Origin of the sequence: Mucilaginibacter paludis DSM 18603 (assembly GCF_000166195.2) — a bacterium.
GTDB lineage: Bacteria > Bacteroidota > Bacteroidia > Sphingobacteriales > Sphingobacteriaceae > Mucilaginibacter > Mucilaginibacter paludis.
Genome location: NZ_CM001403.1, coordinates 4,380,038 through 4,393,793 on the forward strand (window position 1 = coordinate 4,380,038; position 13,756 = coordinate 4,393,793).

A 13,756-nucleotide genomic window follows, 5' to 3' on the forward strand; every position below is an offset into this window, starting at 1 on the left:
CGAAAATCGTTTCGAACTTTAGGGCAGGGTAACTTTGCACCAACAAAAGAAGCGTGAAAAAACTATACTTAATTATTGTAGCTCTCCTAATTACTGTGTTTATATATAACGCAGGCTACGCTCAAAATACAGGTAAAATTACCGGGAAAATAACCGATCAAAAATCGGGAGAAAGCTTAATAGGCGCCACTGTTTTAGTACAGTTAAATAGCAAAGGTGCCTCGGCTAATGTTGATGGCGAATATATTTTAACATTACCAGCTGGCACCTACACCTTAATGGTTAAATATGTTGGATACCAAAACAAGCTGATATCAGATGTAAAAGTTGCTGCAGGCAAAGTAACTAATTTGAATGTTGTATTAGCCGAATCAAAATCGCAAACCTTAAATGAGGTAACCATCAGGGCAACCTTTAAACAGGAGTCTGTGAACTCATTATATGCTGCCCAAAAAAATAACGCAGCTGTAACCGATGGTATAACCGCTGAAACCATTAAGCGTTCACCGGATAAAAGTGCGTCTGAAGTGTTACGCAGGGTTAGCGGCGCCACCATTCAAGATAATAAGTTTGTTGTAGTGCGTGGTTTGAGCGACCGTTATAATAACGCGATGCTGGATGGCACATCACTGCCCAGCACCGAGCCCAATCGCAAAGCATTTTCATTTGATATCGTTCCGGCTAACCTGATCGATAATATTATTATCAATAAAACCGCTACACCAAACCTTCCCGGAGATTTTGCAGGCGGCGCGGTACAAATTGTTACCAAAGATATTCCCGATGAGAATTTCATTTCTATAAACGCTGGCCTGGGTTATAATACCAACACTACCTTTAAAGATTTTCAAAGCGGATACCGAAATCTTTCTGATTATTTTGGCTTTGATAATGGTTCCAGAAAGCTGCCTTCCAACTTTCCATCAACGGCTACTTTAACAAGCACTAACGGCTTAAGTAATCAACAGAGCATCGCACCTTTAAAATCACTTAATTCTAATTTTAATGTTTACCATTTAACTGCCGCTCCTAACCAAAATTACCAGTTATCAGCGGGCTTGGTTAAGGATATAGGTAAAAATGGAAACCGTTTCGGTGCCATTTTTGCGCTAACTTATCGTAATTCGCTGCAAACCATCCAGAATGGAACAATCGATTACAATGTTTATCAGTACAACGATACTAAATACAAGTTTTCTACCAGTGTAGGTGCTTTGGCCAATTTCGCTTATAGTTATGGCAAAAATCGTATAACCTTTAAAAATATATACAACCGTACTTTTGACGATTTGTATTTATACCGCACCGGGTACAATGAAAGTACTTCGTTTCCGGATAACCACTTCACTGCGTTCGACCTTGTTGAAAAAGGGTTATATAAAGGTACCCTGCAAGGTGATCATGGTTTAGCCGGAAATTCAAAACTGACCTGGGTAGGAAGTTTTAGTAATTTCACTAATAATCAGCCCGATCAACGCAAAACCAACTATGCATTAAAAGGTAATGTTTACTCGGCGGATAATGGTTCTGTAGGTAAGCAAAACGCGCGTTACTTTGCTGATCTGAATGAAAATATCATATCTGGCCAGGCAGACTACAGTTTACCGGTTAACTTTTTTAAACAAAAAGCCACTTTTAAATTAGGCGCAGCATCACAATATCGCGATAGATCGTTTACGCCGAGATTTATCGGCCCTTATATCAACAGCAGTGATCCTGAAGCTTTAGCTACCAGCGACCTGCCACTTAATCAAATATTCAGTAAAAGCGTAATAGACAAAGGCTACTATAAGCTAACTGAGATCACATCTTTAAAAGATGCTTATACGGCAAATACACTCACCAACGCAGGTTATGCCATGCTTGATAATAAGTTTGGCGATAAAACGAGATTGGTTTGGGGATTACGTGTGGAGAAATTTGACCTGCATTTGAATGATAGAGATGCTACCACAACCGAAACAAGACTTAACGACCTGAATTTTTTGCCATCAGCTAACTTTACTTATAATATTACCCCAAAATCTAATTTCAGGCTGTCATACTCACGCACGGTTGCAAGGCCTGAGCTGCGGGAGTTATCAGAAACCGGATATTTTGACTTTGAATTATTAGCTACTGTAATAGGCTCAAAAACTTTAAAAAGCACCCAGATCCAAAATTTTGATATCAGGTACGAACTTTACCCATCCGCAGGGCAGATCATATCTATATCTGGTTTTTATAAAAACTTTAACAACGCAATTGAGCAAACTATTGACGACCAGGTATCTACGCCAATTATCAGTTATTTTAACGTGCAACGGGCCAACAATCTGGGGGTGGAGTTTGAATTGCGCAAAACGCTCGATTTTATATCACCTTCACTAAAAAATACAACATTTTATACCAATCTGGCTTTAATTAGTTCAAAAGTTATCGACGATAATAAAAGCAAGCTTCCTAACGGCTCCCGCCCTATGGTTGGCCAGGCACCTTACGTGATCAATATGGGGCTATTGCAAACCGCTTTCAATAATAAATTAAGTGCCAATGTTTTATATAATCGTGTTGGTAAGCGAATTTTTGCGGCAGGCATCCAATACCCTTCCGTTTATGAAAACCCGCGAGATGTGCTCGATGTACAGTTAGCATATAAGGTATTCAAAAACAAAGGCGAGTTTAAGCTCAACGCCAGCGACCTGCTTAACCAAAATACTTTATTTTATTATAAAGAGAGCGTAGCTACCTATAGCCTGGCCCAGGGATCCATTCTTAACCGCTATAAAACCGGCTCAACATTTACCTTATCCTACTCCTATACCTTTTAACCATTCATATATCGAAATCAAGTAATAAAAAGGTCAAAATCAATTTAAAAAAAAACGAAAATTAATATGAAAAAGCATTCACTAATTGTAATGTTCATTGCGGCACTTTTCTTTTCCGCGTGTACAAAAAATAGCAACGATGAAACACCTGTTGTAAACAACGCCAATGTAGTTGAGGTTACCGGCGATATTTCTGCCAGCGTTACCTGGACTTCAGACAAAATTTATTTATTAAAAGGCTTTGTTTATGTAACTAATGGCGCTACATTAACCATTAACGCAGGTACAATTGTTAAAGGTGACAAACCTACAAAAGGTACCTTGGTTGTTACCAGGGGCGCAAAAATTATGGCTGTTGGTACCGCAACTAACCCTATTGTTTTTACATCTAACGTTGCAGCGGGTGGCCGTTCGGCCGGTGACTGGGGTGGAGTTATCCTTTTGGGTAAAGCACCTGTAAATCCAACTGCTACACCTAATATTGAGGGTGGTTTAGTACCAACCAATGGCGGCGATGTGGCTAAGTACATCCAATACGGTGGTACCGATGCTGCCGATAATTCAGGTACACTTTCTTATGTACGCATTGAGTACGCAGGTATCCCTTTTTCACCAGATAACGAGATCAACGGTTTAACCATGGGCGGTGTTGGCTCTGGTACTACTTTAGATTATATTGAGGTTTACCGTTCTGGCGATGACGCTTTCGAGTGGTTTGGCGGTACTGTTAACGCGAAGCACTTATTGGCCATTGGTACTACTGATGATGATTTTGATACCGATTTTGGTTACTCAGGTAAAGTTCAGTTTGGTTTAGCCCAACGTGCACAGGTAGTTGCCGATTTTTCGGGTTCAAACGGCTTTGAATCAGATAACGATGGTTCGGGTTCAAATAACTTACCACAAACTAAAGCGGTTTTTTCTAACATGACCATTGTTGGCCCGATATTAGCAGTTACCGCTTCCGGTGGTAGCTTGTCTAACCTGAATGCTAACTTTCAACATGCGGCGCAAATCCGTCGTAACTCTTCTATCAGCATTGCCAACTCATTATTTACCAATTATTTTGAAGGTATTTATATTGATGAGGGTACAGTTGTTACAGCTGGTGCAACTACAACTAATTACACAAGCGGAAGCATCGTATTTACAGATAACATCATTTATAACTGTAATGCTAAAGGCAACGAAGTAAAAGGTCAAAACAAGGCTGCGTTTGAAACTGCAATGCGTGCAACAAATACATTTGATGCTACAAAATCAGTTGTTGACTTGTTAGCTGATCCGTTAAAATACGGAACTGACTTCAAAGCGTCAACAAATGCTAATTACGGAACGCCGAACTTTACTTTGAAATCGGGTGCAGTTGCTTTAACCGGCGCTGTGTTTACCAACGCAAAATACACCGATTCATTTTTTGAAAAAGTGGCTTACAGAGGCGCTTTCGGAACTACTGATTGGTCTACAGGTTGGGCATCTTACGATCCACAAAACATTCCTTACACTACTCCTGGAGTGGTAAAATAAATTTCTGAATTACTATACTGTAAAACGAGATAAGCTGCTGATTATGGCGGCTTATCTCGTTTTATGCTTTATAGCTTTTGGTGCCATCCACTCCGCGCCAACTCATTGCTGCCAAATGACGCATCAATTCCCCTCCGCCGCATACCACGCACTATTTATACCACTATTCGTGTAGCTGTAAACCCTGTGGTTAGCAGGCCAGCCTTGTTAATTTTCTGTCGGGATGTTTGCAAACGGTGGTTGATGCTGTCCCTGCCTTTTGATTTCGGTATCCATTGCCATAAAAAATAAAAGACCTGTTTTGCGTGGGTCTGCATGAAACTCTTTTTGCAGATGATATTTTGCAGTCCACTAAGGATTTCAAAACGATAGGGTGCACGGCCATTAAAATCTGATCTCTTGGTTATTGCCTGATATTAACAAGGCTATCCACTGGCCAAAAGCATTTTGGCAAATTCATTACAATATCATCAGCATCATAAGTCAATGCTATCGATTGAAATTTATTGTCAATACTGTTCAATTTTGCGTCACGGTCAGGGGTGCTTGGAGTATTGTATTGAGTAAGCTGTCATACTCAATTATCACAGTATAAAATTATACCCAACAGGGGCTTTAATGTTTCGCATAAAAATGGTATACAGTCGATTGTTGGTGTTTGGTGGCGGAATAGCAACATCTAAACTACTAAATTGTAACATCAGTGATACTTTGGCCATTTATTATCAGGCTAAATTAGCTGATGTAAATATTATACTTCCCCTAATAAACCAATTATAATAAAAGTTAATATCAGTTAGGCAACCGATTGTATTGATGTGTGCGGTATTGAAATAATAGCTTACTCATCGAGATGGATCTGTTGATACCTCATCTGTAAATACCAAGTACAATAAATAGCAATTAACCAATAAATCATCCCTCAACCTAAAATCAAGAAACCATTCTATGATGTATCATTTACTTAAAACAATCAAAATTTACCGGCTGCCAATAATTCCGGTATTATGCATGGCAGGCCATGCATTTGCCGATGGCGGGCAGCATGCAATCATTGCCAGCAATGTTGGTGAGCCGCGGTTGGCAATTGTTACTAAAATTCAGGAGATAACTGTGACAGGTTCCGTTACCGACGAAGCCGGGATACTTTTACCTGGAGTAACTATTAAGGTAAAAGGAACCGCGGTTGCTAAAACCACTGACGGAAATGGCAAATTTAAATTAACTGTAACCGATCCAAACAGTATTCTGGTGTTCAGTTTTATCGGTTACGATGTACAGGAGGTTCCTCTTCGCGGTCTTAGGTTACTAAAAGTGCAACTTAAACCTTCTTCCAAAAGCTTAAACGAAGTAGTAGTTGTGGGTTACGGCACACAAAGGCGTGCAAGCATCACTGGTGCAATATCCTCTGTAAACGCTGCTACGTTAACTGCATTGCCGGTAGCCAGTATTGACGGCGCATTGCAGGGCCGCGTGGCAGGTTTAAATGTAACCAGCAACGGTGGCCCGGGTTCATCGCCGGTGGTGTCTATCAGGGGTATCAGTTCAATCAGTTTTGGCAGTGATCCTCTATATGTTGTTGATGGCTTTCCGTTGGCGGGAGGTTTAAATGGTTTCGATTCAAAAGACGTCGATAACGTACAGGTATTAAAAGACGCGAGTGCCGCGGCCATTTACGGATCGAGGGCAACAAACGGCGTGATACTGATCTCTACAAAAAAAGGGACAAGGAATGGGAAGATAAGTATCAATTTCGATGCCTCGGCAGGTGTTCAAAGCCCGGCAAAATACTATAACTTATTAAACACCAACCAGTACGTTCAATACGCCACCGCGCTTGATGGCACTAACCTGCCGCCACGTTTGCAGCCTGCTAATTTTAACGCGCCGATTTATGCCGGTGCGGCGCAAACCTACGCGCAAACTAATACCGACTGGCAACACGAATATTTTGTAAGAAACGCGTTAATAACAACCAATAGTTTTTCGTTAAGTGGCGGCAATGATGTTTCGAGATTTTATTCGGCCATAGGTTATTACAAACAGAATGGTATAGCCCAGGCGCAAACCTTCGAACGTTTAAACTACCGCATTAATTCAGACCATATAGTTAGTAAATATTTCACCTTCGGCCAGAATCTTTACATCGCCGGGTCAACGCAGCATTATGATGCCACTCAGGGCAACCGTACCCCAATTACAAATGTGGTGCGTATGTTGCCTTACATCCCTCTGCATGATCCAACCACGGCCGGAGGGTTCCAGGGGCCTATCAGTAGTTTTGATGGTTCAGATCCAACCAACCCGGTAGAGGCCGCTTTGATAGGTAATAACCAGATCAATTCAACCAATATATTCGGTACGGCTTATGTTGATGTTAACATAGTGTCCTGGCTTAGGTTCAGGTCGACTTTTGGCGCAAACTACCTCAGCAATTACACCAGTAATTATACACCTATTTACAATGATGGAGGTACATTAAATGCTTCATCGGCCTCTGTAGCTTACCAGCGTCAAAACTATTTCACCAGGCTGGGAACCCAACAGTTAACTTTTGACAACACCTTTGGTAATCATCATATTACAGCCCTGGCGGTTTATGAGCAACAAACATTACATTACATCAATCAACTTGAATCGGGCACTCAAAATACCAACCAGGTACAAACATTAAACGGCGCGGGTAACATTGCTGCCAATAATACCAATGAGGACAATTTTTTACAATCATTGGTTGGCCGGCTTACCTATGATTACCAGGGGAAATACCTCGTTAACGCCTCAATTCGCCGGGATGGTTTGTCGGTATGGGCACCTTCCCATAAATCTGCAAACTTTCCTGCTGTGTCAGTTGGGTGGAATATTAATAAAGAGAATTTTTTAAAGGATAACCGTTATATTTCTGAATTCAAGTTGAGAGGAGGGTATGGCGTTACCGGGATTAATCCGAGTTCGGTAGGTAATTATCCCTCTGTATCGCTGGTGCAAATTAACCAGGCCTATTATCCTGTCGGAAACGCAAGTGCATCAGGAAACGCGAACAGCTCGTACACCAATGGGTTAACCAATCCTGATTTGAACTGGGAAAGAACCAAACAGGCCAATATCGGCTTAGATTTAGGTATACTTGAAAATAAATTCACCATCGTTGCTGAGTATTACCGTAGGCAAACAGATAACCTGATTTTAAATGTGCCAACACCTACAAGTTTCGGCTTTTTAGGAACCGGGGCATTAATAAACATAGGCGCTATGCGCAATACGGGTTTTGAATTTCAATTAGGTTATCATAAAACCAAGGGCGACTTTAAATACGATGTAACGGGATTAATCAGTGCTGTTAGTAACAAAATAGTATCTTTAAATACGCCTAACGCCTCAATCCCCTCGGGCAACGACCCCGACTTTGGTGGTGGCGACGCCTTTACCAATACCGTTGCTGGTCAATCCGTCCAGTACTTTTACGGCTGGGTAACTGATGGTATTTTCCAAAACGCAGCTCAGGTGGCCAGTAGCCCCAAACAGGTGGGCGCAGCTCCGGGCGATATTAAATTTAAAGATATCAGCGGCCCCAATGGCGTACCGGATGGAGTTATTGACAACTATGACCGTACCAACCTGGGTAGTTTTCTGCCAAACTTCACCTATTCTTTAAACTATAGCGCGTCATACAAAAATTTTGATGTCGCAATCTTCTTCCAGGGGGTACAAGGAAACAAAGTTTTGAACGCGGAACGCATTATATTAGAAGGAATGCCGAGGTTATTTAACGCCGGTACAGCTGTATTAAACGCCTGGACACCATCTAACACCAGCACAGATATGCCGCGTGCCATCAATTCAGACCCTAACCGTAACGGCCGTTTGTCTTCACGTTGGATTGAAGACGGATCGTATTTACGTTTGAAAAACGTAATGCTTGGTTACAAATTATCTCCGTCTGTAATCAGTAATATCCAAAAGGTTGGCGTTAAATCATTGCGTTTATACGTATCATCACAAAACCTGTTTACCATAACTGGCTATAAAGGTTTAGACCCGGAAATCGGATCTAAAAACGGGACACTAACAAATGGTGTCGACTTTGGCCAATACCCCACTGCCAGGTCATTCCAGTTTGGTATCCAGGCAGGTTTTTAAAAGTAAAATATTAAACAGAGCAACATGAAAAAAAAGATAGTTTTTGCGGGCATAGCAACATTTGCATTTGCCTCCTTAATAACAATATCCTGTAACAAAAGCGCTTTAGATAAAACTAACCTTAACTCGGTAGCAAGTTCCAGCTATTTTAACACCTCATCGCAGTTAACCGAGGCCACCAACGCGGTGTACTCGGCCTGGCATGCTTCAAACCTGGTAGCGCGCGAATGGTTTTTTTTACACGACTTGCGTAGTGATGACGTAGCCACCGGCGGCAGCCAGTTAGAGGCACCCCGAAATCAGATATTGATCGGTGTAGTTGATCCGGCCAACCCGGTAATGAATGCTGTATGGAATTCATTATACGTAGTTATCCACAGGGCCTGTACCGTTACCGATAACGCAGCCAACGTTACCGATAATAGCGCCCTTGTTAAAAACCGGGTTGGCGAAGCTCTTTTCTTAAGGGGTTGGGCCTATTATGAGTTAGCAAGCCAGTGGGGTAGTGTTCCTATCTATACTACCCAGGTGAAATCGCCGGACGACTATCGTTCAAAATCGGCGGTCGCCGCTGTTTTCGCACAGGCTGTAAGTGATCTTACTGCCGCAGCTGCAGCATTACCCGGTAAATCCACGACAGACCTCGGGCGTGCAACAGCATCGGCAGCAAACGCCATGCTGGCGCGCGTATTAATGCAAACCGGAGATTATGCAGGTGCTAAGGCCGCTTTGCTGAAAATACCTACCTCCGGTGTCGACGGTTATTCGCTTACATCCCGGTATCTTGACAATTTTGAAGAGGAAACCGAGTTTAACAATGAATCCATTTTCGAAATGATTTATGCCGATAAAGGCGACAATAACTTTAACTGGGGTAGCGGTACAGGTGATGGTGCCGCAGCTGAGCAAACCACCATACGGAACCAGGAGTATAACCCGATAGGCTGGCGTAACCTTATTCCTTCTGACAGGGTATTGAACGAGTTTGAAAGTACCGTAACCGGCGCAGCCAAAACCGATCCCCGGTATTCATTTACAATTTACCAAACAGGTGATACTTTCAATAATAACACATCAACATTGGTTGATGCCGATCAAAACGGCAATTCATCTACTGTACATGGGGTTAAAATAAAAACAGGGTGGCGTAAATTTCAATTGATTTATAAAGAAGATAGGGCTACTGCCAGTTTCCATCCCGGCAGCAATAACCAGCGGATACTTCGCTATGCTGAAGTACTGTTAATGCTGGCTGAGTGTGAAAATGAATTGGGTAATACCGGCCCCGCTGTTGGTTATTTAAACCAGGTAAGGGCAAGGCCAAGCGTAGCTATGCCGGCTTATCCTACCGCGCAGTTTCCGGTTACAACTAAAGCAGATGTTGTTAAGGCCATTATACATGAAAAAACCGCTGAAATGGCTTGCGAAGAGGTACGTAACGTAGATATTTTACGCTGGAGGCGCAAAGGTTATTTCGCTACCGAACCGCTGCCTTATTACAACGCATCGCTTGAGTTTTTACCGATTCCGCAATCCGAAATTGATAATAATCCTAAGTTATAATATCAGCAAGTAAATTCTGTGCTGCATTTCAGTACCTTAACGTGCAGGTAATAAATTACATCAAGTAATTTGTTACCTGCCTTTTGCTACAATAGCCGCTTGGATATGTAAAGCGCCAATATTAAACCTTATGAAACAAAATTACCTTATCTTACTTGGCGTTTTTGTTTACACGCTATCTTCATGCCGCCATGATAAGCCGCTCTTGTTCCAAAAAATATCTTCTTTTCACTCGGGCATTCATTTTAACAACGTAATTACCGAAAACGATTCCATTAATCCCATCGACAATGCATACATCTACAACGGGGGAGGGGTTGGCGTAGGCGATTTTAATAATGATGGCCTTCCCGACCTTTACTTTACAGGTAACATGGTATCCAATAAACTGTATCTGAACAAAGGAGATTTTAAGTTTGAGGATATTACCGAAAAAGCTGGTGTAGGGGGTATGGGGCGCTGGGGGCGGGGTATTGCGGTGATCGATATCAATAATGACGGTTTACTTGATCTGTATGTTTGCAACTCCTTACTCAAAGACTCGTTAAGCAGGGCTAACCTTTTATACATTAACACCGGAATTGACAATGACGGCATGCCGCATTTTAAAGAAGAGGCTCATGAGTATGGTTTGGATTTACACGCCCACTCTACCATGGCCAGCTTTTTTGATTTTGATAATGATGGTCGGCTGGATATGTACCTTACCGTGAATGAGCCTAATCCTTCTTTCTATGCTAATAATTTCAGGCCGATTATTAAGGATGGCAGCAGCCCAAGCACGGGGCGTTTATATAAAAATGTTTGGGATGCCCGGCTCGGCCATCCGGTTTTTAAGGATGTATCGAGGCAGGCCGGGATATTGATTGAAGGCTACGGCCATGCCGCAAGTATTGTAGATATTAACCGCGACGGCTGGAAAGATATTTATGTAACAAACGATTTCCTCTCGGCCAATATACTGTATATCAACAATCACGACGGCACCTTTACAGATCGCTCTAAAGAGTATTTCAAACATACCTCGTTTAACGCAATGGGGCAGGATATTGAGGATATCAATAATGATGGCTTGGCTGATGTATTTGAGCTGGATATGGCTCCGGAAGATAATTATCGGAAAAAAATGATGATGATGCCTACCAGCTACCAGTCTTTTCAGCTCATTGAGCATTACGGGTATCAGTATCAATATGCGCGTAATACGTTGCAGATAAATCAGGGCCCGCGGGTAGGTCAAAATGATTCTATAGGCAGCCCGGCATTTAGCGAAATTGGATTTTTAAGCGGAGTAGCACAAACAGACTGGAGCTGGACACCTATGATAGCTGATTTTGATAACAACAGCTACCGCGATTTAATTGTAACCAACGGCTATCCTAAAGACGTAACCGATCATGATTTTATTACTTTTCGTGATAATCCCTATTCAACAGCATCCAAAAAAAAGCTCATAGAGCAACTGCCCGCCGTAAAACTTCATAATTACGGATTTAAAAACAATGGCGACCTCACTTTTAGCAATGTTACGGCAAACTGGGGACTGGATATACCTACATTTTCAAACGGGGCTGCTTACGCCGATTTGAATAATGATGGCAGTTTAGATTTAATCATCAACAACATCAATGATGAAGCTCTTATCTATAAAAATACCGCCCGTAGCCTCCACAAAGATGCGTCACATTTTCTTCAGATTAAGTTTGCGGGCGATGCCAACAACAAAAATGGAATTGGTGCCTGGGCGGATATTTATTACGATCATGGCAAACACCAGGTTTACGAAAACAGCCCCTACCGCGGCTACCTGTCGTCCATACAAAATATAGCCCACTTCGGCCTTGGCAAAACAACGCAATTGGACTCGGTGATTATCCGTTGGCCAAACAACAAAAAACAAACATTAACCGGCGTTAAGGCAGATCAGGTATTATCAGCCAATGTGCTGAACGCCCATGATATCTATTCGTGGGAAAAACCGGTTAAAAATACACAGGGCCTTTTTAGGGAGATAACTAAAGCCGCTGGTGTTCATTACAAGCATCAGGAAGATGATTTTGTTGATTTTAACATCCAAAAGTTACTGCCGCATAAGCTGTCCGAATATTCACCCGCGCTTGCCGTTGGCGATGTAGATGGCAACGGTTTAGATGATATTGTAGTAGGGGGCTCGTCCAGGTATCCTGCGCAACTATTATTGCAACAGGCCAACGGTAAATTTGTGCAGCGCAACCTGCTGCCTCCGGCAACTACTAAAACTGGAAATATAACAGATGAGGGCATTTTGTTATTTGATGCGGATGGCGATGGTAAACTTGATTTATATATAGCCAGTGGCGGTTTTGAAAATGAAGCCGGAAGCTCCGCATACCTGGATAGGCTATACCTGAATGATGGTAAAGGCAACTTTAAACTGGCCGCAGGTGCTTTGCCTCCAAATTTTACCAGCAAGCTATGTGTAAGGGCTGTTGACTACAATAAAGACGGCAAGTTGGACCTGTTTATATCAGGGCGCGTGGAGCCCTGGGGCTACCCCAAGCCGGTATCAAGCGCCATTTTAAGGAATGATAGCTACAAAGGCCATCTGAAGTTTACCGATGTAACCAACGAAGTGGCACCGGCACTTAAAAATATCGGGTTGGTATGCGATGCCTTGTTTACCGATTACAACAACGATGGCTGGCCCGACCTGGTCATTGCCGGGGAATGGATGCCGGTAACTTTTCTCAAAAACAACAGAGGCAAATATATCAACGAAACGGCTTCGACAGGTTTAAGCAACAAAGTTGGCTGGTGGAATAGTATTATAGCAGGCGATTTCAGGCACACAGGCCGCATGGACTATATTGTAGGAAATGTAGGGCAGAATACATTATACCAGGTGAGCGATCAATATCCCGCCTATATTACAGCCGGCGATTTTGACAAACGTGGAAGATTAGATGCTTTCCCCTCCCTGTATTTACCTGGTACGGACGGAAGAAAAAACGAGTACCCTGCTTTTGTAAGGGACGATGCCGTAAAACAACTAATCAGTCTGCGTAAAAAGTTTACTAATTATAAATCTTACGCCACGGCAACTTTACAAGATTTGCTTACGCCTGCGCAGTTGAAAGGTGCAATTCGGTTAAAGGCAAACACACAGCAATCCTGTTATTTACGTAACGATGGCAACGGCAAGTTTACCATGTTCCCCTTGCCCAAAGAGGCTCAGGTATCGGCGCTTAACGGCATGGCTGTGGATGACTATGATCATGATGGTAACCTGGACGTGATGATCAACGGGAACGATTATGGCACGGATGTTTCTATAGGCCGGTACGACGCTCTAAATGGCTTGGTGCTCAAAGGAGATGGCAAAGGTAACTTTACACCATTGTCAATACTTAAAAGCGGTATTTATATTCCCGGCAATGGCAAGGCGCTGGTTAAGCTGCATGGTAACAGTGGTAAATATCTGTTAGCAGCCAGTCAGCATAACGATGTATTGAAATTGTTTGAATTGAAAAGCAAATCGCGCACGTTTACCCCAGGATCTTCAGACCAGAGTGCGCTTATCCATTATGCCAACGGGACATCTTTAAAGCAGGAATTTTATTACGGATCATCATTCTTATCACAGTCGGCCAGGTTTATAAACGTAGAAAAAGATGTATCTGCAATTACCATCTTCCGCAACGACGGCACCAGCTACGAGGCGAAATTGAAATAAGCTT

The 13,756-nt window shown here is 42.4% G+C and carries 6 protein-coding genes; 5 read left to right on the forward strand and 1 reads right to left on the reverse strand.

All coding sequences use genetic code 11. The features are described 5' to 3' along the window. The first annotated feature begins 53 nt into the window (after positions 1-53). Both MUCPA_RS18585 and MUCPA_RS18590 read left to right on the forward strand, forming a co-directional pair. On the forward strand, positions 54-2,810 hold the full coding sequence (locus MUCPA_RS18585; protein WP_233276767.1) for a TonB-dependent receptor: 2,757 nt from the start codon (positions 54-56) through the stop codon (positions 2,808-2,810). 66 nt (positions 2,811-2,876) lie between these two features. Then, positions 2,877-4,337 carry a hypothetical protein gene (locus tag MUCPA_RS18590; RefSeq protein WP_008508483.1) on the forward strand — a complete coding sequence of 487 codons (1,461 nt, stop codon included), beginning with the start codon at positions 2,877-2,879 and terminating at the stop codon, positions 4,335-4,337. A 155-nt stretch (positions 4,338-4,492) separates the two neighbouring features. Here MUCPA_RS18590 and MUCPA_RS38310 read toward each other — a convergent pair whose 3' ends face one another. Next, entirely contained in the window at positions 4,493-4,654 is a 162-nt protein-coding gene (locus tag MUCPA_RS38310) for a hypothetical protein (protein ID WP_169316187.1), read from the reverse strand. A 631-nt stretch (positions 4,655-5,285) separates the two neighbouring features. On the opposite strand from MUCPA_RS38310, the gene MUCPA_RS18595 reads away from it, so the two are divergent. The 3 genes from MUCPA_RS18595 to MUCPA_RS18605 all read left to right on the forward strand — a co-directional run bounded on the left by MUCPA_RS18595 (position 5,286) and on the right by MUCPA_RS18605 (position 13,752). Then, positions 5,286-8,477 (forward strand): SusC/RagA family TonB-linked outer membrane protein, encoded by a 3,192-nt coding sequence (locus tag MUCPA_RS18595; RefSeq protein ID WP_008508485.1) that lies wholly within the window; start codon positions 5,286-5,288, stop codon positions 8,475-8,477. Positions 8,478-8,501: 24 nt separating this feature from the next. Continuing rightward, on the forward strand, positions 8,502-10,040 hold the full coding sequence (locus MUCPA_RS18600) for a RagB/SusD family nutrient uptake outer membrane protein (RefSeq protein WP_008508486.1): 1,539 nt from the start codon (positions 8,502-8,504) through the stop codon (positions 10,038-10,040). 130 nt (positions 10,041-10,170) lie between these two features. Next, complete coding sequence (locus MUCPA_RS18605; RefSeq protein ID WP_008508487.1) at positions 10,171-13,752, forward strand: VCBS repeat-containing protein; 3,582 nt, start codon at positions 10,171-10,173, stop codon at positions 13,750-13,752. The last annotated feature ends 4 nt before the right edge of the window (positions 13,753-13,756 follow it).

Bases quoted from the DNA above. Each gene is read 5' to 3' on its own strand.
- MUCPA_RS18605 (WP_008508487.1), top strand. From the start codon at position 10,171: ATGAAACAAAATTACCTTATCTTACTTGGCGTTTTTGTTTACACGCTA.
- MUCPA_RS18590 (WP_008508483.1), top strand. From the start codon at position 2,877: ATGAAAAAGCATTCACTAATTGTAATGTTCATTGCGGCACTTTTCTTT.
- MUCPA_RS38310 (WP_169316187.1), bottom strand. From the start codon at position 4,654: ATGCAGACCCACGCAAAACAGGTCTTTTATTTTTTATGGCAATGGATA.
- MUCPA_RS18600 (WP_008508486.1), top strand. From the start codon at position 8,502: ATGAAAAAAAAGATAGTTTTTGCGGGCATAGCAACATTTGCATTTGCC.
- MUCPA_RS18595 (WP_008508485.1), top strand. From the start codon at position 5,286: ATGATGTATCATTTACTTAAAACAATCAAAATTTACCGGCTGCCAATA.